We start from the raw sequence: 21985 nt of genomic DNA on the forward strand, positions 1-21985 counted from the left end.
ATGGGGGGTGAAGCTGGCTCTTGAGAGTAGTTCGAATTTTCCTATATAGCGGGTCTGTTCCCGAAAGGATTTGTTCATGTTTGATGACGGCGCACACCCGCTGAACTCTTTAGGCTTTGCGAAAGCCCCCAAGGACACCCGCGTGGTTGTGGCCATGTCGGGCGGTGTCGATTCCTCTGTTGTGGCCGCGAAGCTGGCCGAAGAGGGATATGATGTCGTCGGCGTGACGCTCCAGCTTTATGACCATGGCGCGGCCTTGGCCAAGAAGGGGGCCTGTTGTGCCGGGCGCGACATTCATGACGCGCGCCGCGTGGCCGAAGAGATGGGCTTCCCGCATTATGTGCTTGATTACGAGAACATCTTTCAGGACGCGGTGATCGACGAATTTGCCGACAGCTATCTGGCGGGGGCGACCCCTGTGCCCTGTATTCGTTGCAACGAGCGGGTGAAATTCAAAGATCTGCTCAACACGGCGAAAGATCTGGATGCCGATTGCATGGCGACCGGACACTATATTCAACGCGTGATGGGGCCGAACGGGCCGGAGCTGCATTCGGCGGCTGATGCGAACCGCGATCAGAGCTATTTCCTGTTTTCGACGACACCGGAGCAGCTTGAATACCTGCGATTCCCGCTGGGTCATCTGCCGTCGAAAGACGCGACCCGCGCCTTGGCGGCGAAATACGGCCTCTCTGTCGCGGACAAACCCGACAGTCAGGACATCTGTTTCGTGCCCAACGGCAATTATGCGCAGGTGATTGAAAAGCTGCGCCCGGGTGCGGCGGAGCCCGGAGAGATTGTCGATCACGAGGGCAATGTGCGCGGCACTCACAACGGGGTCATTCACTACACCATCGGGCAACGGCGCGGGCTTGGCATCGGCGGTCTCACTGAGCCGCTCTATGTGGTCAAACTCGACGTAGACAACCGGCGCGTGATCGTCGGGCCGAAAGAGATGCTTGCCACCCGGACCATTCCGGTACGGGAGATCAACTGGCTCGGAGATGAACCCTTCATGTCGCGCAAGGAATGGGTTCTGGACGTCAAAGTCCGCTCCACCCGTCCGCCGCGCGAGGCCATCGTGCGCCCGATTTCGGAAACCGAGGCCGAGGTCGAGCTGGCGATCGCCGAAGAAGGTGTCTCGCCCGGTCAGGCCTGTGTGTTCTATGATCCGGAGAGCCCGCGCATTTATGGTGGCGGCTGGATCTGGAAAGGACGTTGAGATGAAACGGATCGCGCTTTTGGCTTTTCTCCCCACCGCCTTTGTTGCGGCTCTTCCGGTGGCAGCCATCGCCGATCCGTCTTTGGAATGCGCGCATTTCAGCTCTCAGGTCGAAATCGGCAATTGCGTTGCCGAGGCCGAGGCCAATGCCACCCGCGCGATGGAACTCACGCTCGGTTTCGCCAAGGGCTCTGCCGAGGAACTCGATGGGATCACAGGGCGCGCCGTCGCCCTGCCCGCGCTTGAGGCCTCACAAACCGCTTGGGAAGCCTATCGCGACACGCAATGCGATTTTGTTGGCGCAGGCTTTGGTGGCGGCTCCGGCACGGGAATTGCGATCACCTCTTGCCGCGTGGAGCTGACCCGCGCGCGGACGAAAGAACTGAACGATCAATTGCGCTGAGTGGGCGACAGGCTCACCAAATAGGCCGCGAGATCGGCATTGTCCTGATCCGTTCGATCCTGATCCAAACGCGTCTTATGCGAGGCGATAAAAGCAGCGACTCGGGGCGCGTCCTCTGGCGCGAGGATCATTTCTATCGCAACGCCATGACATCGCGCACAGCGCTCCGCGTAAATTTCGGCGCCGCGCGCCGGGTCTCCGAAAACTTCCCCAACGGCAAGCTCGCCGGCATGTGCGCCTGGCGCACAAAACGCCACCCCGATACAAAAAACGCCACGCAGCATCTCGGACCTCCGCCCTTCACGTTATGCCCGGATTTGACCGAGCGCAAAGAACGGGTTTTCCGAGTCGGATTACCGTCAGCCACATGGTTGCAATGGAGGGCTGCGCCATGACGTCCAATGTGAAGTTCTGCCAAAGCTGCGGCATGCCATTGTCCCAAGACCCGCTGGGCGGCGGTCGCAATATTGACGGCACACGCTCTGATCACTTCTGTTCGTTCTGCTATCTCGACGGCGATTTCGTTGATCCGAACATGACCGCGCATGACATGCAGGCGCTTTGCTCCGAAAAGCTGCGCGTGCATGGCATTTGGGCCCCTGTCGCGTGGTTCATGACCCGCAACATTCCACATTTGGAGCGATGGCGCGACATGTCTTGACGATGTCGCTTTAGTGGATCAGGACTTGCCCGCTACCTGCGCGATACCGTCGAGCACCGCACGCGCGGCACGAAGCCCCGGAGCCTCTTCGCCCCGCCCCAAACGCTCCATCGTGAGGGTCAAAGCCGCGCGCTGCTCATCGGAATTCAGCGCATGGGCCAGTGCGGAGGAGATTTTCTGCGGGATACACTCCGGGCCGAGGTATTCCGGCACGACGCGGGTCTCGCTGACAAGGTTCACCAAGGTCACCGTGTCGATCAACAGCTTGCGCTTGACGATCTGCTCGGTCAGCCAGTTCATCCGGTAGGCCACGACCATCGGCGTCTCATTGGCGGCAAGCTCCAAGGACACCGTCCCTGATGCCGCAAGCGCCACGTTGGCGGCACGAAACGCCGCCTGTTTCTCCGCCTTGGAAGAGATCAGGATCGGTTTGACCGGCCAGTCCTCGACCGCGGCACGCACATGGTCCTCGACGCCATGCGCCATGGGCAGGACATAGCGCGCCTCCGGATGCGTCTTCGCGAAGAGCCCGAGGGTTTCGCCGAAGATCGGGGCCAGACGGCTGACCTCGCCCCGGCGCGAGCCCGGCAGAACCAAGACGAGGGGCGCGTCGCCAATGGCATGCCCCTCGCGGAAGGCCTTCACCTCATCGAAATCGGCGATGCCTTCGGCGACAACCGGATGCCCGACAAAATCACAGCGCAGCCCTTCTTTCTCGAAATAGGGCGGTTCAAACGGAAAGAGCGCCAAGACCTGATCGACCCGCTTCGCCATCTTCGCGGCCCGCTCGGGACGCCAGGCCCAGACCGTCGGCGCAACGTAATGACAAACCCGAATGTCGCTTTGCGCCTTCACCAGATCGGCGACGCGCAAACAGAAATCGGGACTGTCGATGGTCAGCACCACATCGGGACGCCAGTCGAGAATGGCGTCAGCCACCTCGCGAATGCGGCGTTTCAGGTGGAAATATTTCGGCAGGATTTCCGCAATGCCCATGAGAGAGAGTTCCGACATCGGAAACTGGCTCTCAAGCCCCTCTTCGCCCATGAGTTTCCCACCCACGCCGCGAAATTCGACATCGGACAGGCTTTTCAACCCGGCCATAACCGCCGCGCCCAGTTTGTCGCCCGAGGCCTCTCCGGCAATAACGAAGACCTTGAGGCTCATTGCGCTTTCAGGAACAGACCTGCCTCCTTGATGCGGGCTTCGACCTTGTCGCGTTCCAGCACGATCACGCCGCCAGCCGGGACGACGATGCCACCAAGCCCGGCGGAGATCACTTTCTCCACGGTCTCAATCCCGATGGTCGGCATGTCGATGCGCATGTCCTGCCCTTGTTTCGGTGCTTTCACGAAAACGCCCTTGGCGCGGCGCAACCGCTCCGGGGTGGCCCCAACGAAGGACAGCATGGCGTCGGTGCCCTGCACCGTTTCAATCCCAAGCATCTGGCCCCCGGCGCAGACCGCACCTTGTCCAACGTCCAGCGGCGAGAGCGCCTTGAGCACATCTTGCGCCCGTTCGGCATCGCTCAACTCTTCCCGGCTCGGTTTGCGGCCCCAGAGCGTGTCCGGTTCGAGCAGAAGGTCGGGACGGATTTCCGTAGCGCCACGGATCAGAAACCCCTGATCGCCGAAGAGCGCCAGCACTTCACGCAGCAACGCGTCGTCGCCCTTGCCCAAGGACATGGCGAGACGGAGCGCATGGCGGTCGAGAAGCACGGGGTTAACCTTGGGGCGCGCCATCGCGCCCGCGAAGACCACAGCGCCCACATCGTGAGATTTCAGAGCTTTGAAGAGCTTGCCCAGTTTCTCGATCCGCGCCGAGACATGTTCGATGCCTCTGGGCGCTTGCGTGTCGTCGAGCGTGACATAGACCGGATTGTTCAGGGCCTCGGCCAAAAGCTTGGGCAAGGCGCCGGAACCGGCTATGATCGCTGTTCTTGTCATCTGCGGATCAATTTGGGGTCAGGAAACCACGGTCGCTGTCGCCCATGACGAAAGCCACCATCCGTGCAACATAGTCGCTGTCGAAATCCTCCGACAGGCGTTGTGCACGGTCCTTGAACGAACCTTCGCCCTGTTTGAGCATCTGGAACGCGGCGCGCAGCTGATTGATGTCGTCACGCGGCACGCCCTTGCGCTTGAGCCCGACAAGGTTCAAGCCATCAAGCTCGGCGCGCGGCCCCTGCACCAGCGCATGGGGCAGCACATCGGAGGTGACCATGGACAAAGCGCCCACGATGGCGCCCTGCCCGATCCGAACCCATTGGTGAATGCCCGAAAGTCCGCCGATGATCACGTCATCCTCGATGTGGCAATGGCCCGCCACCGCCACGGAGTTCACAAGGATCACCCGATCGCCGATCTGCGCGTCGTGGGCCACATGGCAAGACGACATGAACAGGCCGTCATTGCCGACGCGGGTGACACCGCCGCCGCCCTCTGTGCCAGTGTTCATCGTGACATACTCGCGGATGCGGTTGCGCTCCCCGATGATCAGCTTGGTCTCTTCGCCCTTGAACTTGAGATCCTGCGGAATCTCCCCGATGGAGGCGAATTGGAACACTGTGGTGTCCGCACCAATCTCCGTGTCGCCGGTGACGACGACATGGGATTTCAGCGTGACCCGCTCGTGCAGACGTACGTTCGGGCCAACAAGGCAAAACGGGCCGATCTTGCAATCGGCACCAATCACGGCCCCGTCTTCGATCACCGCCGAAGGGTGAACTTTCGCGCTCGGGTCAATCGTGCTCATAGGGGGATCCTTCCGGCGGTCAGGCTCAGGATTTCGGGGTCAGGTCCATCATAGCGGTGAATTCCGCCTGACAGGCCAGTTCGCCATCAACCTCGGCACGGCCTTCGAATTTCCAGACCTTGCCGCCGCCACGTTTCACTGTGACATGCATCTTGAGTTGATCGCCCGGTACCACCTTACGGCGGAATTTCACGCCGTCGATGTTCATGAAATAGACGTTGAACTCTTTGTCGGCGAGATCCATGTGAACCCCCACCATCACGGCCGCGGTCTGTGCCATCGCTTCGACGATGGTCACACCCGGCATCACCGGCTCACCGGGAAAGTGGCCTTGGAAATGCGGCTCGTTAAAGGTCACGTTCTTGATGCCGACACAGCTGTTGGGCGCGTCAATCTCCACCACGCGGTCCACCAGCAAAAACGGGTAACGATGCGGCAGGATGCGCTGGATCAGATCGATATCGGCGGTCTTGGTTTCTGTGCTCTCGGTCATGGTCTTAATCCCCGGGGCCTTCTTTATATTTTGTCGGGCCAACTCAGACATATCCGGGCACAAGCCCAATCCCGCGCGCGGCCCTGAAGCGGGCGGGTCGTTTTCTCACAATCCTGTAACAATCGTGGCACGGGCTGACAAGCGCCCTCAGTCCTGTCCCGGTGTCGCAGAGCTGCTCTCAGCGGCTTCCCCCGCCCCGTTTTCGGTCTGATCAGGGGCAGTCTGATCCCCGGCGACCGCGTCACTGGCCGGCACATCGTCCACACCTTCTTGCGCATCAAGCCGCTCGATCAAAAGGCTGGACACGTCAATGGCGCCACTCATGAGATAGACTTGGCCGCGTTCGAACACCAAGACCGCGCCATAATCCCGCGCAATACCGGTCAGGACGGCGTTCATGCCCTTCTCAAGCTCGGTCAGACCTTCATCATACTGTGACTGAATGTCCTGTGCCTTACGGTCTTGTTCGGAACGGAAATTCGTCACCTTGTCATCGAAAGCTTTCGCCCGGGCGCGAAAATCAGCCGCACTCAAGCTGTCGCGAATATCCGCGAGGTTCTGCTCTTCGGCCTCAAGCTCGTCATAGAGACGGTTGTTTTCATCAAGAAGCGCCGCACGTGCTGCTTCGATACGCTCTTCCAGCGCTTTCCCGGTCTCGCTTTGCTCAACAACACGCGCCCGATCAAACACCAGCACCGGAAAGACAATCTTCTGACTTTGCGAGCGCGGTGGCGTCGGCGTGTTTGCCTCCTGCGCTTGGGCGCTAGATACGCCTAAGCTCAGGATACACAGCAGAACCGCAACAAGTCTACGCATCAGAGCGCGCTCATCAGAAGCTCTTGGACAGGGTCAGATCGAAGGTTTGCTCTTCATCGTACTCTTCTTTGTCGAGCGCATGGGTGAAGTTGAAACGCAGCGGCCCCATCGGCGTCGTCCAGAAGATCGACGCGCCGATCACGGAGCGCCAGTTCAACTCGTCAGACCCATCGATGATATCCGTCGTATCATCCAGTCCCCAGACCGAACCATAGTCAAAGAAGACACCACCGGAGAGGCCGTATTCTTCGGGAAGCCCAAAGGGGAAGTTCGCTTCCAGACGTGCCACGGCGTAGTAGTTGCCGCCAAGCGCGAGATCATTCGTCGAAGAGCGCGGCCCAATCCCACCGGGTTCGAAACCACGGATGATGGAAGAGCTGTTGAAATAGCGATCGGTGATCCGGCTATCGCCATCCGCGTCAAGTATGCCCCCCTCAATGGTCGCCCGCAGGGTCACTTCTTCGTTCCAGACCTTCATCTCACCGGTCAGTTCCGCAGAGGTCTTGATGTAATTCGAGTCCCCCCCGATCAGGCCCGCATAGTCCTGTCCGAATTTGAACAGCATGCCCGCATTCGGGTTCAAGCCCGAACGGCGCGTATCATAGCTATAGGAATATCCTAGGCTGTGGGTGGTCAACCGACCGGTATCAATATCGTCTTGGATTTGAACCGGATAGGTGTAGCCGTCATCCGTGTAATCTTCGTCCTCAACAACTTCACCCAATGCGCCTCGATAGTTGACCGTCAGCGCACCGTTTTCAGATACCGGGAAGGTCAGACGCGGCGACACGTAGAAGCTGCGGGTGATGTATTCTGCGTAGGACGGCTGCGAGGAACCAATCCCAGCCGACAGGCCAAAGGCCACATCGCGCCCGAGGAACGCCGGTTCAACGAAGTTGAAAGACAGGCTGCCTTCAGACACATCCGTGGTCAGGTTGAAGGAAAGCTTCTGGCCGCGGCCAAGGAAGTTTGCTTCGCTGAAGGATGCGATCAGGTTGGCCCCTTCGGACACGGAGTAGTTGCCGCCGAAGGTGAAAGAGCCCGTCGGTTTTTCCGTCACGTTCACATCCACGATCATCTGATCGGAGGACGAGCCTTGACGGGTGTTCACATCGGCGTTGGAGAAGAAGCCAAGCGCGCGGATACGTTCTGCCGCTGCGCGAATTTCGCGCGGGTTGAACGGGTCGCCCTCGACCGTCTTGAATTTCTGACGGACAACGCGGTCCAGAGTGGTGGCGTTGCCTTCAATGTCGATCCGCTCAACGAAGACGCGCGGACCACGCACCAGAGCGAATTCGATATCCAGCGTCTGGGTGCGCTCGTTGCGGGTCACGCGGGGGTCGACGCGCAGGAAGTCGATGCCTTTTTTGGTCGCCAAGGTCTCCATGCGCTCAACGGCATTGTCGACAGCGAGCGGCGAATAGGTCTGACCCGCACGGATTTTGTTCACCTTGAGGAACTCATCCGAATCGGCCTCCGCGATCTCGGAAGAAACCGTGATGTTACCAAACTCGTATTTTTGGCCTTCACGCACGTTGAAAGTCATGAAGTAAGCGTTGCGCTCGCGCGAGAATTGCGCAGCGACGTTCAGCACCTGGAAATCAACATAGCCACGCGAGGTGTAGAAATCGGTCAGCACGCGTTTGTCGAACTCGACGCGATCCTCGGCATAGGTGTCTTTGCCGATGATGAAACGCAGCAGGCCCGCTTGTTTGGTCTGAAGCACACGACGCAGGCGGCTGTCCGAATAGTTGCGGTTGCCGACAAAACTGAGACGCTCAACCTCGACCCCTTTGCCCTCGGTCACTTCAAACACCACATCGACGCGGTTGTCCGGGCGACGGATGATTTTCGGGGTCACGGTGGCGACAAGCTGACCTTTCACCTCATAGGCTTGGGTGATCGCAGCCGCATCAGCCTCGACGGTGGCCGGAGAATACACACGGCGCACCTTGGTCGCGAGAAGCGACATCAAATTGTCGTCCGAAACCTTTTTGTTGCCCTCGATGGAAATGCGAGACACCACCGGGAATTCGACGACCTTGATCACAAGCGTATTGCCGCGCGGCGTGAATTCGACGGTCTCGAAGAGGCCCGAGGCAAGCACCTTTTGATAGGCGTCATTCAGCTCGGCAGCAGAGACGGTCTGCCCTTGCGAGATTCCCGCGTAAGACAGGATCGTATTGGCCGACACCCGGGTCGCCCCTTCGACGCTTACGTTACTGAAGCTATAGGATTGCGCCACAGCTTTAGCGGGAAACGCCGTGTAGGACACGGTCGTGACAGCGAAAGCCGCAAAAGAAAGGGCAAATGCGCGGGCCGCGACATGCGATGCCCCACGGGTCGAACGATCATTGATTGCAAACATGGTGGCTTTCTCGAAATTCCCCACAAGTCCCTCGTTGAGTAACGGGAATGCCGCCCCTTGTCAAAACGGAACGGTCACCCTTTTGCACACACCATAGTGGCGTTCTCTCCCTGCGAAAACCCTTCATATTGATGAAAGGGCTACGAAAAGGGCTTGACGCATCACGAGGGATCACACGGCACAAAAATCCGTGACATCGAACCGCCTGAACGGCGCGGAAGAGTGCAATGTAGAGACGTCCAAAGATAGCGCCCGCCGAACTTGGCAGGTCTCTATCAGTTCAGAGGAACATTTGACCGAAAAATGCTCCGGCGGCCAAAGCGACAACCAAGGTCACAGCATAGAGCAGACGGTCCCAATTGAGATCGGCCAGTTGTGTAAGGCTGCGGTAGCTCGCATGAATTGCAGTCATTTAAGGGCCCTCCACATCGGATATTGGCGTCAGCTTGAAACTCTCAAAGCAGTGCGGCTCACGCCACACCGAAAAGGGACACAAGCGTCCCGTTTGGCTATAGTTTACGAATGGAATGTGGCGAGAATTGGACGTGGCACAATAATCTTGCCACCGGATCAATTCAGTTTGGGGCCAAATTTTAGGCCAGACATCGGCGCTCGGAAGCGCAGGCGGAAATCCGCCCGTGCCGCCTTATTTGCAGAACAAATCCGAGCTAAGCCCCAAAACCATGAAGCCCATGATCACGATCATGCCGAAGGTCATCATCACCCCAACAGCACGATCCGGCAGAGGTTTGCCGCGCACGGCTTCATAGGCGTAGAACACCAAATGCCCGCCATCGAGCACCGGGATCGGGAACAGGTTCATAAGGCCAATCGCGGTTGAGAGCATAGCGACAGTCCAAAGGAAACTGCTCGCCCCGTCAGAGGCGGAGGTCGACACCACCTCGGCAATGCCGACAGGGCCGGAGATATTGCAGGCGGAAATCGCGCCGGTGATCATATGCCCCAGCCCTGACAGGGACATGGTGATGATCTGCCAAACAGCGCTGATACCTGCCGACATGGCTTCGCCCAAACCGACAGGCTCAGTACCGACGGTGAAGAGCAAGCCGCCCGAGATACCGATCAGCCAGCGCGTTTCAAACCCGCCCCCTTCGGACGGAAGATCACGGCGGCGCGGTTCAAGTGTCGTCTCAAAAGTCTCGCCGCCAGCGTCATCAGGCCGCCAGATCGTCAAAGTCATCGCCGCACCTTCATGGCCCGTGACATAATCCTGCAAATCCCAGAACGTATTGACCGCTTCGCCATCAAGCTCAGTGATCACATCCCCGGTCTTAAGCCCCGCATCGCGGGCGGCGGATTTCGGGGAAATCCCGGCGACAATCACCGGATAGGGATAAGGCCCTTCGACCTGAATCTCCTGCCCGTCGCGGCGCACCGTGTAGGTGACGCGCGCATCGCGAGGAAGGTTCTCGACGATCTCGCCAAGATCCGTGGTCTCAGTGACATCGTCCCCATCAATGGCGAGAATTTCATCTCCGCTCATCAGCCCGACTTCATAAGGAACCGGGCGGATTTCATCGACAACCAACCGATCAGCGGCTTTGCCGGACATCAGAATGAAAACCGTGAAAACGAGGAAAGAGAACACGAAGTTGAACATCGGGCCAGCCGCAACCGTGGCCGTGCGCGCCCAAAGCGGCGCGCCGGGCATCGTGTGCCGAGCCTCCTCCGGGTTCAGCCCCTCGACGGCATGCGCATCGGGCGCAGATGCCGCGTTCGCATCCCCTGCGAATTTGACATAGCCACCAAAAGGCAGAGCCGCGATTTGCCAGACCGTGCCGCGTTTGTCCGTGCGTTGCCAGAGCGGTTTGCCAAAGCCCAGTGAGAATACGTCTGCCTTGATCCCGGACCAGCGCCCGACGATATAATGGCCGTATTCATGCACCGTGACGATGATCGACAGCGCGACGATGAAGAAGATCAGCGTGAAAGCACCGCCGCCCAGATCGCTCAAAAGAGTGCTCAAATCCCTAACCCCTTAATTCCTCAGGCTGCTTTTCTGGCCAGTTCTCAGGCCGCTTCGCGCGCGAAGACCCGCGCCCTAGCCTCTTTATCTGCCGCGAGGACATTGTCCAAGCTCAGCGCGTTGACGCCCAGGCTCACATCCGCTGACATCTCGTTGAGAACCCGTTCCACAACCCGCGCCATATCAAGAAAACCGATTTTCTTTGCAATGAACAGGTCCAGCGCGGCTTCCTTGGCGGCATTGAACGAAGCCCCGGCCAAGCCGCCGATCTCCATCACCTCACGCGCAAGACGCAGCGCCGGGAAACGGACCTCATCGGGCGCCTCGAACCGCAGTTGACCAACCTTGGCGAGATCCAGCCGCTCGACCGGCAGGTCACGACGCTCCGGCCAATGCAGCGCATAGCCGATGGCGTGGCGCATGTCCGGTGCGCCAAGATGCGCCATCAGCGCCCCGTCGCGAAATCCGACCAGCGCGTGGACGTAAGAACCGGGATGCACCAGAACTTCAATCTGCTCCGGCGAAAACCCAAAATATTCTTTGGTCTCAATAATCTCCAGCGCCTTGTTGAACATGGACGCACTGTCGATGGTGATCCGCTGCCCCATATCCCAAGACGGGTGTTTGCAGGCCTGTTCCAAAGTGGCGCCTTCGAGCTGCGCGAGCGACCAATCCCGGAACGGTCCGCCAGAGGCGGTGATGATCACGCGTTCCACCTCGCTTTGATCTTCGCCGACAAGGCCCTGAAAAACAGCCGAATGTTCGCTATCGACCGGCAGAACCCGCGCGCCATAGCTTTGCGCAGACCTCATGAGCAGAGGTCCGGCAGTGACAAGGCTTTCCTTATTGGCCAGCGCCAAAGTGGTGCCATGACGCAAGGCATGCAGCCCCGGAGCCAAACCGGCAGAGCCGACGATGGCCGACATAATCCAGTCCGCCTCCCGATCCGCCGCCTCGATCAGCGCCGCTTCGCCAGCCGCAGCCTCGATGCCCGTCCCGGCCAATGCCGCGCGCAAATCTGGCAGTCGATCTTCATAGGCCGTCACGGCCACATCGGCATTCAGTTCAATCGCATCCTGCGCCAGACGGGCGATATTGCCGCCCCCCGTGAGCGCCACGACATCATAGGCCACCTTATCGCGCCGGATCAGATCGATGGTCGATTGCCCGATGGACCCTGTTGCCCCGAAGATGGAAATGCGTCGCATGCGAAAGCCTCAGCCGAATATCGTCGCGAGAATAAGATAGATCGCGCCCACGGCCAAAAGCGCATCGAACCGGTCCAGAACCCCACCATGTCCGGGGATGATATTGGAACTGTCTTTGACTCCCATGCGGCGCTTGAGCGCGCTTTCCAGCATGTCGCCCAGCTGGGATGCAAAGGACAGAACGATGGCCGAGGACACAAAGAACCAGAGCCGGACGAAACCTTCGGGCATGAACGGATGGACGTAATAGGCAAAGATCGCCGCCCCGGCCCAACCGCCGAGAATACCCGACCAAGTTTTGTTCGGGCTGATCCGAGCCCAGAATTTCGGTCCGCCCAGCGTTTTACCGACCAGATAGCCGAGGCTGTCCGTGACCACCACAAGCCCGATCGCATAGAGCAAAAGCGCGCGCCCGCCTTCTGCCGAGAGGACAAGAAGCCCGAAACAGCCGAGGAGCAGGATCGCGAGATAGAGCGCCAGCATGGATTGATCGCCGGGCGCAAAGCCGCCCGCAGCCTGCTTGAGACGCGCCATGCGCGCGAGCTCCCATAGGCCGACCAGACCGACCGCAACGACGAGAAGTGTAAAAGCCAGATGGCCCACCCAGACAGCGCCCAGCCCAACGGCCACCATCACCACGGCAGAGATCAGCCGCGGCGCCAGATCGCGCCACTTGCCGGAAGAATGCCCACCGCTCATGGTTTCACCCCGCCAAAGCGGCGATCCCGACCAGCATAGCGCGAGACGCATTGCCCGAAGACATCTGCCGTGAAATCGGGCCAGAGCGTGTCGATGAATTCATATTCCGAATAAGCCGATTGCCAAAGCAGGAAGTTGGAAACCCGCGCCTCTCCCGAGGTTCGGATCACAAGGTCCGGGTCCGGCAAAACCCGCGTATCCAGATACTGAGTCAGCGTGGTTTCATCCACGGTTTCCGGGTCAAGCTTGCCCTCGGAGACATCGCAGGCCAGCGCCTTGACCGCACGGGCCACCTCGTCGCGTCCACCGTAGTTGATCGCGATGGTGAGATGAACCTTGCTGTTGTCCTTGGTGACCTCTTCGAGATCGTCCATCAGGGCCTGAAGTTTCTTATCTAGGCGCAAACGGTCGCCGATGAACCGAACGCGCACGCCTTCGGCCACAAGACCCTTCATCTCGTTCTGGATATACCGGCGAAACAGCGACATCAGCCCCGAAACCTCGGTCTGCGTGCGTTTCCAGTTTTCCGTCGAGAAGGCGAAGATCGTCAGATATTCAACGCCGAGATCGGGACAGGCCCGGACGATTTCCTTGACGCGTTTGGCCCCTGCGTGGTGACCAAACAGACGGGGCTTGCCGCGTGACTGAGCCCAGCGACCGTTGCCATCCATGATGACGGCGACATGTTTGGGGCCGCTTTCACCGCTCCTCATGTCATTTCCGGCCTCTTGCGGCGATTGCTCGCTCATCACGCCTCACATTTCATCTGACACATGAAGCGCCCGTCAGGGGCGCTTCGCAATCGTTCACAGCTACAAACCAGAGAAAAGGCCGGGAGGCCCTTCCCTCGGGGATCACACTTGCATGATCTCTTCTTGCTTATGCGCAAGCGTTTCGTCGATCAGCTTGATGTGCTTGTCGGTCAGGTCTTGCACTTCGCCTTCCCAGAATTTCTGGTCATCGTCGGACATGCCGTCCTTGTGCTTTTTGACCTGCTGCATGCCGTCCTGACGCACGTTGCGCACTGCGACGCGGGCGTGTTCGGCATATTGACCGGCGACCTTGGTGAGTTCCTTGCGGCGCTCTTCGTTCAGCTCCGGGATCGGCAGCATGATGATCGTGCCGTTGAGCTGCGGGTTGATGCCAAGACCGGACTCGCGGATCGCTTTCTCGACCTTGTTCACCATGCCCTTGTCCCAGACGTTGATCGTCACCATGCGCGGCTCCGGCACGTTGACCGTCCCCACTTGGTTGATCGGGGTCATCTGGCCATAGGCTTCGACCATGATCGGCTCCAGCATGGAGCCGGAGGCCCGTCCGGTGCGCAGCGACGCGAATTCCGTGCGCAGGTTGGAAATTGCGCCGTCCATCCGTTTCGCCAGATCGGCGGTGTCGAGTTCGAACTCTTCAGACATGGGTTCCCCCTTCTTATCTTTCTCTTGTCCCGAAAAAGGGACGCGTCGCCGGTGCTTATAGCCGGATCAGTTCACCAATGTATAGGTGCCTTCGCCCGCGAGGATCGAGCAGAAGCCGCCCGGCGCGTCGAGCGGGAAGACGATCAGCGGCAGTTTGTTGTCGCGGGCCAGAGCGATCGCCGAGGCATCCATGACCTTCAGGTTCTTGCTGAGCACCTCGTCATAGCTGACGTGATCATAGCGTTTGGCATCGGGATTGGTTTTCGGGTCTTTGTCATAGACCCCGTCCACACCGTTCTTGCCCATGAAGATCGCCTCACAGGCCATCTCGTTGGCGCGCAGCGTCGCCGCCGTGTCGGTGGTGAAATATGGGTTACCTGTCCCCGCCGCAAAAATACAGATCCGCTTTTTCTCAAGGTGACGCACGGCGCGGCGGCGAATATAGGGTTCGGCCACCTCGTTCATGGTGATCGCGGAGATCACACGGGTGTGGATGCCGAGCGCTTCGAGCGCCGCCTGCATGCCAAGCGCGTTCATCACCGTCGCGAGCATGCCCATGTAATCGGCCGTGGTGCGTTCCATCCCCTGCGCGGAGCCCTGAAGGCCGCGGAAGATATTACCGCCACCGATCACCATGCAAATCTCAACACCGAGGTCGTGCACCGACTTCACTTCTTTCGCGATGCGTTCGACGGTCGGCGGATGCAGGCCGAATCCCTGATCTCCCATGAGCGCCTCGCCCGAGATTTTCAACAGCACACGTTTGTATTTCGTGGCAGGGTGGCCACCGTTGACCACTTGGCCCGGCTCCAGCTTCGGCTCGCTCATCAGATGTCCCCGATTTTCGATGTCTTTGATGGCCGCCAAAATGGTCGAAAACCACGGGAGGATCAATGCGCGCTTCGATATATTTTTCCCCTTTTGCCTCTGGACAAAATCCCCCCGTAATGCCACCCGCGAAAACATGACACTGCCGTTCGATATATCACCGGAGCAGCCCGTCCTGATTGCGGGGCCGACAGCCTCAGGAAAATCTGCGCTCGCGCTCGAAATCGCCGAGACGCAGGGCGGTGTCATTGTCAATGCCGATGCGCTACAGGTCTTTGAAAACTGGCGCGTTTTGACGGCTCGCCCCTCCGTGGAAGACGAGACCCGCGCGCCTCATGTGCTCTACGGCCATGTGCCCGTCGATGCGCAGTATTCCGTCGGACATTGGCTCCGTGATGCGATACCCTATCTTTCCGGCCCCGAGCGCCCGATCATCGTCGGCGGCACCGGGCTATATTTCGCCGCTCTGACAGAGGGGCTGGTCGAAATCCCGGAGACCCCGCCCCATATTCGCGCTGAGGCCGATCAGCGGCGCGAGGCCGAGGGCGGTCATGCCGGTCTTCTCGCGAAACTCGATGCAGAAGACCCGAAGACTGCGCAAAAGATCGACCGGCTTAATCCGATGCGGGTGCAGCGGGCCTGGGAAGTGCTTCGCGCCACCGGGCGGGGTTTGGCCTCGTGGCAGGCAGAGACACCGCCGCCCGCCCTGCCCTTATCCGACTGTTTCCCCATCGTGATGGACGCTGACCGCGACTGGCTTAACGCGCGCATCGCCCGGCGATTCGAGATCATGCTGGATCAGGGGGCTTTGGAAGAGACCCGCGCCAATTTGCCGACATGGGACCCGGCCTTACCTTCCGCCAAAGCCATCGGCGCGCCCGAGCTCATCGCCTATTTGCGCGGCGAGATGACGCTCTTAGAGGCCAAAGAGGCGGCAACCATCGCGACACGGCAATATGCCAAGCGTCAGCGCACATGGTTTAGAGCGCGCATGAAGGCCTACCACAAGATATCGCTGCCTTAAGCAATCTTTGCGGATCACAGCCCTCAAAAACATATCCCATTGAAAATTAAAGATTTTCTTTGACAGAACTCTCGACAGGGTTAGGCTCGCGCAAGTTGCACAAAACGAACACGAACTGCCGCCATGTCTGAGACCTTCCCGAGAAAGATTTTCCAAACCCCGCCTTTGGGGACGCTCGCCAAATCCAAAACGGCGGAGCAATCCTCCGTGGGCGCACCGAAAAAGCGCCAGATGCGCAAGCCTTCGATTGTGGAAATCCCGGAACAACCCGCCTATCGCGTTCTGCCGCTGGGACGTGGATCGAACACTCTATCGCAATCCGAAAAATGGCGCATGCAGGCGATGCGCAGCCATCGCAGCCCGACACTCTTGTGGTTCACGCGCGGCCAGGGGCGGATCACGGTGTCCGGCGTGACGCGCGGGTTCGGCCCCCACAACCTTTTGTATCTCCCGACCCGCACCATGTACGGATTCGAGCCTGTCGGTCAGGTGATGGGGTACCGTGTCCACCTGCCCGATGATCCGGCCCTCGCCCTGCCCGAAGAACCGCTGCACATGCGGTTCCGCGAAGTGATTCAGCAAAATGAAATCACCGGCATGATCGAAGCGTTGCGGCGTGAGATCGAAGGTGATCAACCGGGGCGCGAGCGCGCGATGGCGTTACAGGCCGGGATGATCGCGGTCTGGCTGGAGCGGCAAATGTCGGTCATGCCGGATTACGATATGGCGCCCGATGCCTCCCGCCGTCTCGCCGCCGCCTTCACCGCACTGGTCGAGAACGAGCTGCGCGACGGGCATTCGGTCGGCCATTACGCTGCGGCGCTCGGCGTGACTCCGACCCATTTGACCCGCGCCTGCAACATCGCCTGCGGACGCTCCGCCTCCGCAATCCTCGCCGACCGCATCCATTTCGAAGCGCGCAGACTTCTTCGGGAAACCGATCTGCCGGTGAAAGCCATCGCGGAAAAGCTCGGGTTTCAGTCCCCGGCCTATTTCAGTCGGGCATTTCACAAACACACTGGCCGCTCTCCCCGCGCGTTCCGCCAGTCTCGGTGATCCGCTGCGTGGATTAGCTGACGTTTCATAGAAAAAGGCGGGGCAAAACCCCGCCTTTCTTCATCTCGATGTCGCATGTCTGCGTCAGGATTTGCTATCCTCTTGATCCGGCGTCAACCATTCGGTCTGAAGCTCAGACACATCGGTCACAACCTGATCGGCGAAGGCCATGACAAGCGCATCATAGAATTCCGCACGATCCGGCGGCACGATGGCGACATTGACCGGCTTGAAGCCTTCAAGCTCCTCGGCCTTGAGCGCGATATGATATTTCTTCAGCGGCACATCGCTGCCCGGCCCATCGATATAGACCCAGCCTTCGAGGCGATTGAACTTGCCGTCATCACCGAGATAAGCGGAGCCGAGATTTGAGATGTCTTTGACATCCACACGGACCTCGTAATCGCCATTCTCTTTGAATTGATCCGACAGACCGGCGGTGATCGCGAGGGTCAGATCTTCTGCGATATCCGGCCAACGGTCGAGCGCGTTGGAATCGACGGCTTCCAAATCGGCTTTCACCCCCACGCCGGAGATATCGAGCGGCTCTGCGAGAATCGGCGTCGCGGCGAGAGAAGCCGAGGTGAGCAGGGCGAACAAAACTGTGCGTTTCATGGTTCTTTCCTTTCAAACGGCGATGCCAAAAGCACCGTGTTGCATTGAGGGAAGAACGCCTGATGCGCAGAAAGGTTCCGGATGTCCGCAAGCGGGCTTACGATCCGTAGATGATCCGGACGTAATTCATCGTTTCTTTATAGGGCGGCACACCATCGTATTTGTCGACCGCTTCAGGCCCCGCGTTATAGGCCGCGAGCGCCAGACGCCAGTTGCCGAAGCGGTTGAACATCATGCGAAGATAGCGCGCCCCGCCTTCGAGGTTTTGCTGCGGATCGTTGATGTTCACGCCGAGCCGCCGCGCGGTTTCGGGCATGAGTTGCGCCAGTCCGGTTGCCCCCTTGGGGCTGCGCGCCGTCGGGTTCCAGCCGCTTTCTTGCTGCACGAGGCGCAGGAAGAGATCAGTCGGCACACCGTGCTTGCGCGCCACCTGTTCGGCAATCGGCAGGTACTGGCCCTTATAAGCGCCAGTGTAGCGCTGGGTCAGACCATCCGCGCCGAAGCGTTCCGGCTGGTAGGTGAAGGAGTTGGAATATTGCTCAGCCGCGCGCCCGTCGAGCACATCGAGCTGAGAGGAAAAGATCGCCATACGATTGCTGGTGGACAAAGTGTCGCCGGCAAAACCAAGGCCGGGAAAAGCGCATATTCCGATTGTCAGCGCCCGTGCAAATCCCTGCCCGAGAGCGCCTCGTCCCCGCGTCACCACCATCTTGCGAAATCCGTTCACCGTTCTTTAACGGGTGCAATATAGAGGCAATTGAACTTATTTCAAAGAGACGAGATCGCGCAGGCGGGTTTTAGCTTGTGGTCCGCCCCTCAGGGATGGTGTAACGAGGGCCAACTCTAGAATCTCAGGGAGAAGCATCGCATGGCCGGTTCGGTGAACAAAGTCATCCTCGTGGGCAATCTGGGCGCAGACCCGGAAGTGCGCACCTTCCAGAATGGTGGCAAGGTCTGCAACCTGCGGATCGCCACGTCGGAAAACTGGAAAGATCGCAACACGGGTGAGCGCCGCGAGCGCACCCAGTGGCACACGGTCGCCATCTTTTCGGAGCCTCTGGCCCGCACGGCAGAGCAATATCTGCGCAAAGGGTCCAAGGTCTATATCGAAGGCCAGCTGGAAACCCGCAAATGGCAGGATCAGAACGGTCAGGACCGCTATTCGACCGAGGTCGTTCTGCGCCCCTACACCTCGACCATGGTGATGCTCGACGGTCGTTCCGGCGGTGGCCAAGGTGGTGGCGCTGGCGGTTACGGCGGCGGCTATGACCAAGGCCCGTCCGGCGGCTACGACGATCCGGGCTATGGCGGCGGCTCTTCCTCGGGCGGCGGCTACGGCGGCGGCTCCCAAGGGGGCGGCAGCTCCCGCCCGTCCCTCGACGACGACGAAATCCCGTTCTAAGGATCACGACAAACGATCACAAAACACCCCGCCATTGCGGGGTGTTTTTCGTTTTGGCCTTAGGCCACCTGCATCAGCCAGCACCGCGCGGATGAAAATTCCCGCCAAATCCCTTATATATATATATCGAGATCAGAGCCTGCGGAGGAGGCAGGCTCTGTCATCATAGGGGAGGAAAAATATGCTGAAACGAATTCTGGTCGCGAGCGACCTGTCCTCACGTTCCGATCGCGCCATCGAACGTGCGTTGCAACTGTCCGAGCAACACGGAGCGAAGGTCATCCTCATGCATGTCATTGACGATGATCTGCCCGCAAATCTGGTCACTCAGATGCGCGAAGCGGCGCAAGAGACTCTGAAGGCCCTTCTTAAGTCCAAAGACTCGTCAGAGGCCGTGGACATCACGATAAAAACCGGCGAGCCGGTCGCTACGATTTCGGAGATGGCTGAGGCTCTTGAAGCCGATTTGGTCGTCCTTGGTGTGCATAGGCCCCGTCCTTTCTGGGACATGTTTGCGGGCACGACGATGGAACGGCTTGTTCGTGCATTGCACCGTCCAGTCCTTCTGGTCCGCGATCCCGTTACAGGCCCGTATCAGTCGGTGCTCTGCGGGATCGATCTTTCGCCCTCCTGCCTCGCAGCGGGAGAAACCGCGCATGACATCTCTCCGGAGGCGCAGATCACAACCTTCCATGCGGTGCATGTCCCCTATCGCGGCATGATCGCCCGCGAGGCCAGCGAGAAACAACTCGCGCCATTTGTGAAAGATGCCCGCGACCGATTTGAAACCTGGTGGAACAGCAGTTCAATTCCGCAAGGGCTTCCCAAGCCGGAAATCATCGCCGATAGCGTGCATGATGCCTTTGCGGCCAATCTGGCCCAGTCGGGGGCGGATTTGTTCGCATTAGGCGCACATGGCAGGATGCCCTTTGCACCCACGTTGCTCGGACATTTTACAGAAGAGCAAATCCGCGAACCGAATTGCGATCTGCTCGTCGTCCGCTGTTAGACGTCACACGACGCCATAAAACCGTGCACGCGCGGCTTAACGCGCGTCCAAACCGTCGGCGATGACCTTGAGCACCGCCTCGCGCGGGACGTCTGCCGTCACGAAAGCCGAGCCGATCCCACGCGCGAGGATAAAGCGCAGCTGGCCATCAACGACTTTTTTGTCCTGTGCCATCAAGTCCACAAGCGCCTCGGCGGAGGGAAGATCGCCCTCAATATCCTTGAGATCGCATTTCATCCCCATCGCCTTGAGATGGGCACGCACCCGGCTCGGCGCTTCTTGGGAACACAGGCCCAGACGCGAGGACAGCTCGAACGCCAGAGCGCAGCCGATGGCCACGCCTTCACCGTGCAAAAGCCGATCCGAATAGCCCGTCGCCGCCTCAAGCGCGTGGCAGAACGTATGCCCGAGATTGAGAAGTGCACGATCCCCCTGCTCTGTCTCGTCGCGCTCAACGATATCGGCCTTCATCTGCACGGAGCGCCGCACGGCCTCCGCGCGCAACCCCATGTCGCCCGCCGCCAAAGCCGGGCCATTGTCTTCAAGCCATTCGAAAAACGCCTCGTCTCCCAAAAGCCCGTATTTCTGAACTTCGCCATAGCCCGCAAGGAAATCGCGCGGCGTCAGCGTGCCGAGTATGGAGATATCGGCGAGCACCAGAGAGGGCTGGTGAAACGCGCCGATCAGATTCTTGCCCTGCGGCGCGTTGATGCCGGTTTTGCCCCCGACGGAACTGTCGACCTGCGCCAGAAGCGAGGTCGGAATTTGCACAAAACGCACACCCCGGCGCAACACGGAGGCCGCAAACCCCGCCAGATCGCCGATCACACCGCCGCCGAAGGCAACCACGATATCCTTGCGCTCGCATTTCTCTTCGAGCAGCCATTCGACCGCGCGCGTGAATTGCGGCCAAGCTTTCGTGCTCTCACCAGCAGGCAGCGCCAGCGCCGTCATCTCGATGCCCGCTGCCGCAAGCCCCGTTTCAAGCGTCGCAAGATGCAAGCCGCCCACCGTCTCATCGGTCAGGACGAAGACTTTTTTCTTCTTACCCAGAAGCGGCGCGATATGTGCGCCAGCCTCTGCGACCAGACCTTCGCCAATCCGCACGTCATAGGCGCGGTCTCCCAAAGGCACATGTACGGTCTGATAGCTCATTGATCTTCCTCCAGTATTCCGCCTTGAGCGGCAAGCGCATCAATCACTTTTTCCGCCATATCCTCAATCGACAGCCCATGTTCGGACTCGACCACGATCCCAGCCTCCGCATAGGAGGGCGTGCGCGCCTCAAGAAGGGATTTCAGGGTCTCATAGGGATTGTCCGTGCGCAGAAGCGGGCGCGTCGTCTTGTGTTTCACACGGCTCCAAAGCAGATCGAGATCGGCCTTGAGCCAGACCGCGATCCCTTTTTCCGCGATGATCTTTCGGTTCACCTCTGACAGGAAAGCGCCGCCGCCCGTGGACAGAATCCCGCGCTGCGTTTCCAGAAGACGGCCAATCACCTCCGTCTCGCGCGCCCGGAAAAACGCCTCTCCGTCCCGCGTGAAAATCTCGGCAATGGATCGGTCCGCCGCTTTTTCGATTTCCTGATCCGAATCGAGAAAGGGCACGTCGAGACGTGCAGCAAGGGCTTTGCCCACCGCCGTTTTGCCCGCGCCCATCATGCCTACAAGGACTACGGTCTTTCTCAACCCGCTCACAGTTTCTCCCCTCGCATCCGCCTTCACACGCGGCAATTTCCCGCCTATGAAAATTTAGCCCCCTCAATGGCGTGATCTTGCGAAAAATGCCATATATAAAACCAAGAAAACCCCGGAGCGGCGGAAAATCACGGACGAGAACAGTTCGATCCACCGGTCCCGGAGCAAATGGAGGCAGTGAACTTTGCGCAAATTCCTTTTTCGGCTCCTCGCCGTACTCATTCTTCTGGGCCTGATCGGCTTTATCGGCTTTGCCTATGTCGGCGATCTTTCGCCGGAGCGCAGCGAACAACGCGTCCCGACGACGCTTGAGCTTCAGTAAGGGCGG

26 protein-coding genes are annotated in these 21985 nt (G+C 59.5%); 8 read left to right on the forward strand and 18 right to left on the reverse strand.

All coding sequences use genetic code 11. The annotated features are described in order from the left end of the window. Nucleotides 1–76 precede the first annotated feature (76 nt). Nucleotides 77–1222, forward strand: coding sequence for a tRNA 2-thiouridine(34) synthase MnmA (gene mnmA / locus ACYBHZ_RS08560; protein ID WP_460273838.1), 1146 nt, complete (start codon nucleotides 77–79; stop codon nucleotides 1220–1222). A gap of 1 nt (nucleotide 1223) precedes the next feature. Then, entirely contained in the window at nucleotides 1224–1625 is a 402-nt protein-coding gene (locus ACYBHZ_RS08565; protein ID WP_460273839.1) for a lysozyme inhibitor LprI family protein, read from the forward strand. On the opposite strand, the gene ACYBHZ_RS08570 is transcribed toward ACYBHZ_RS08565, so the two are convergent. After that, a complete protein-coding gene (locus ACYBHZ_RS08570) occupies nucleotides 1613–1909 on the reverse strand; it encodes a c-type cytochrome (RefSeq protein WP_460273840.1) in 297 nt (98 codons plus the stop codon). The genes ACYBHZ_RS08565 and ACYBHZ_RS08570 overlap by 13 nt on opposite strands. Nucleotides 1910–2016: 107 nt before the next feature. Here ACYBHZ_RS08570 and ACYBHZ_RS08575 point away from each other — a divergent pair, with 107 nt between their 5' ends. After that, on the forward strand, nucleotides 2017–2286 hold the full coding sequence (locus ACYBHZ_RS08575) for a zinc ribbon domain-containing protein (protein WP_460273841.1): 270 nt from the start codon (nucleotides 2017–2019) through the stop codon (nucleotides 2284–2286). A gap of 18 nt (nucleotides 2287–2304) precedes the next feature. Here ACYBHZ_RS08575 and lpxB read toward each other — a convergent pair whose 3' ends face one another. The 13 genes from lpxB to pyrH all read right to left on the reverse strand — a co-directional run bounded on the left by lpxB (nucleotide 2305) and on the right by pyrH (nucleotide 14854). Next, entirely contained in the window at nucleotides 2305–3453 is a 1149-nt protein-coding gene (gene lpxB, locus ACYBHZ_RS08580; RefSeq protein WP_460273842.1) for a lipid-A-disaccharide synthase, read from the reverse strand. Continuing rightward, a complete protein-coding gene (locus ACYBHZ_RS08585; RefSeq protein ID WP_460273843.1) occupies nucleotides 3450–4232 on the reverse strand; it encodes an LpxI family protein in 783 nt (260 codons plus the stop codon). Before ACYBHZ_RS08585 ends, lpxB begins: the two co-directional genes overlap by 4 nt. Nucleotides 4233–4239: 7 nt before the next feature. After that, a complete protein-coding gene (gene lpxA / locus ACYBHZ_RS08590; RefSeq protein WP_460273844.1) occupies nucleotides 4240–5040 on the reverse strand; it encodes an acyl-ACP--UDP-N-acetylglucosamine O-acyltransferase in 801 nt (266 codons plus the stop codon). 25 nt (nucleotides 5041–5065) lie between these two features. Continuing rightward, nucleotides 5066–5533 (reverse strand): 3-hydroxyacyl-ACP dehydratase FabZ, encoded by a 468-nt coding sequence (gene fabZ / locus ACYBHZ_RS08595; protein ID WP_460273845.1) that lies wholly within the window; start codon nucleotides 5531–5533, stop codon nucleotides 5066–5068. Nucleotides 5534–5680: 147 nt separating this feature from the next. Then, nucleotides 5681–6349 carry an OmpH/Skp family outer membrane protein gene (locus ACYBHZ_RS08600; protein WP_460273846.1) on the reverse strand — a complete coding sequence of 223 codons (669 nt, stop codon included), beginning with the start codon at nucleotides 6347–6349 and terminating at the stop codon, nucleotides 5681–5683. Nucleotides 6350–6362: 13 nt separating this feature from the next. After that, nucleotides 6363–8717, reverse strand: a complete 2355-nt coding sequence (gene bamA / locus ACYBHZ_RS08605) for an outer membrane protein assembly factor BamA (protein ID WP_460273847.1) — start codon at nucleotides 8715–8717, stop codon at nucleotides 6363–6365. A gap of 280 nt (nucleotides 8718–8997) precedes the next feature. Then, a complete protein-coding gene (locus ACYBHZ_RS08610) occupies nucleotides 8998–9129 on the reverse strand; it encodes a hypothetical protein (protein ID WP_460273848.1) in 132 nt (43 codons plus the stop codon). Nucleotides 9130–9363: 234 nt separating this feature from the next. After that, a complete protein-coding gene (gene rseP, locus ACYBHZ_RS08615; RefSeq protein WP_460273849.1) occupies nucleotides 9364–10704 on the reverse strand; it encodes an RIP metalloprotease RseP in 1341 nt (446 codons plus the stop codon). A gap of 44 nt (nucleotides 10705–10748) precedes the next feature. Further along, the gene (gene dxr / locus ACYBHZ_RS08620; RefSeq protein ID WP_460273850.1) at nucleotides 10749–11912 is read right to left on the reverse strand and encodes a 1-deoxy-D-xylulose-5-phosphate reductoisomerase; all 1164 of its coding nucleotides are present in this window, start codon (nucleotides 11910–11912) and stop codon (nucleotides 10749–10751) included. Between the two features lie 9 nt (nucleotides 11913–11921). After that, a complete protein-coding gene (locus tag ACYBHZ_RS08625; RefSeq protein WP_460273851.1) occupies nucleotides 11922–12611 on the reverse strand; it encodes a phosphatidate cytidylyltransferase in 690 nt (229 codons plus the stop codon). Further along, nucleotides 12608–13360, reverse strand: coding sequence for an isoprenyl transferase (locus ACYBHZ_RS08630; RefSeq protein ID WP_460273852.1), 753 nt, complete (start codon nucleotides 13358–13360; stop codon nucleotides 12608–12610). The genes ACYBHZ_RS08625 and ACYBHZ_RS08630 overlap by 4 nt, the downstream gene beginning before the upstream one ends. Nucleotides 13361–13465: 105 nt before the next feature. Then, nucleotides 13466–14026: a ribosome recycling factor gene (frr, locus tag ACYBHZ_RS08635; RefSeq protein ID WP_460273853.1), complete on the reverse strand. Its 561-nt coding sequence runs from the start codon at nucleotides 14024–14026 to the stop codon at nucleotides 13466–13468. Nucleotides 14027–14092: 66 nt separating this feature from the next. Further along, entirely contained in the window at nucleotides 14093–14854 is a 762-nt protein-coding gene (gene pyrH / locus ACYBHZ_RS08640) for a UMP kinase (protein ID WP_460273854.1), read from the reverse strand. A gap of 136 nt (nucleotides 14855–14990) precedes the next feature. Between pyrH and miaA the strand changes: the two genes are divergently transcribed. Continuing rightward, nucleotides 14991–15878, forward strand: a complete 888-nt coding sequence (gene miaA, locus ACYBHZ_RS08645) for a tRNA (adenosine(37)-N6)-dimethylallyltransferase MiaA (RefSeq protein ID WP_460273855.1) — start codon at nucleotides 14991–14993, stop codon at nucleotides 15876–15878. 123 nt (nucleotides 15879–16001) lie between these two features. Then, entirely contained in the window at nucleotides 16002–16934 is a 933-nt protein-coding gene (locus ACYBHZ_RS08650) for a helix-turn-helix domain-containing protein (RefSeq protein WP_460273856.1), read from the forward strand. An 84-nt stretch (nucleotides 16935–17018) separates the two neighbouring features. Here the strand turns inward: ACYBHZ_RS08650 and ACYBHZ_RS08655 are convergent, their stop codons facing one another. Continuing rightward, nucleotides 17019–17549: a hypothetical protein gene (locus ACYBHZ_RS08655; protein ID WP_460273857.1), complete on the reverse strand. Its 531-nt coding sequence runs from the start codon at nucleotides 17547–17549 to the stop codon at nucleotides 17019–17021. A 97-nt stretch (nucleotides 17550–17646) separates the two neighbouring features. Further along, the gene (locus ACYBHZ_RS08660) at nucleotides 17647–18258 is read right to left on the reverse strand and encodes a lytic transglycosylase domain-containing protein (protein WP_460273858.1); all 612 of its coding nucleotides are present in this window, start codon (nucleotides 18256–18258) and stop codon (nucleotides 17647–17649) included. Nucleotides 18259–18417: 159 nt separating this feature from the next. Here ACYBHZ_RS08660 and ssb point away from each other — a divergent pair, with 159 nt between their 5' ends. Further along, a complete protein-coding gene (ssb, locus tag ACYBHZ_RS08665; protein ID WP_460273859.1) occupies nucleotides 18418–18951 on the forward strand; it encodes a single-stranded DNA-binding protein in 534 nt (177 codons plus the stop codon). Between the two features lie 181 nt (nucleotides 18952–19132). Continuing rightward, nucleotides 19133–19960, forward strand: a complete 828-nt coding sequence (locus ACYBHZ_RS08670; RefSeq protein WP_460273860.1) for a universal stress protein — start codon at nucleotides 19133–19135, stop codon at nucleotides 19958–19960. 36 nt (nucleotides 19961–19996) lie between these two features. On the opposite strand, the gene aroB is transcribed toward ACYBHZ_RS08670, so the two are convergent. Both aroB and ACYBHZ_RS08680 read right to left on the reverse strand, forming a co-directional pair. Further along, a complete protein-coding gene (gene aroB / locus ACYBHZ_RS08675; protein ID WP_460273861.1) occupies nucleotides 19997–21115 on the reverse strand; it encodes a 3-dehydroquinate synthase in 1119 nt (372 codons plus the stop codon). Then, nucleotides 21112–21657 carry a shikimate kinase gene (locus ACYBHZ_RS08680; RefSeq protein WP_460273862.1) on the reverse strand — a complete coding sequence of 182 codons (546 nt, stop codon included), beginning with the start codon at nucleotides 21655–21657 and terminating at the stop codon, nucleotides 21112–21114. Before ACYBHZ_RS08680 ends, aroB begins: the two co-directional genes overlap by 4 nt. Nucleotides 21658–21841: 184 nt before the next feature. Here ACYBHZ_RS08680 and ACYBHZ_RS08685 point away from each other — a divergent pair, with 184 nt between their 5' ends. After that, the gene (locus ACYBHZ_RS08685) at nucleotides 21842–21979 is read left to right on the forward strand and encodes a hypothetical protein (RefSeq protein WP_460273863.1); all 138 of its coding nucleotides are present in this window, start codon (nucleotides 21842–21844) and stop codon (nucleotides 21977–21979) included. The last annotated feature ends 6 nt before the right edge of the window (nucleotides 21980–21985 follow it).

Source organism: Celeribacter sp. ULVN23_4, assembly GCF_054788345.1.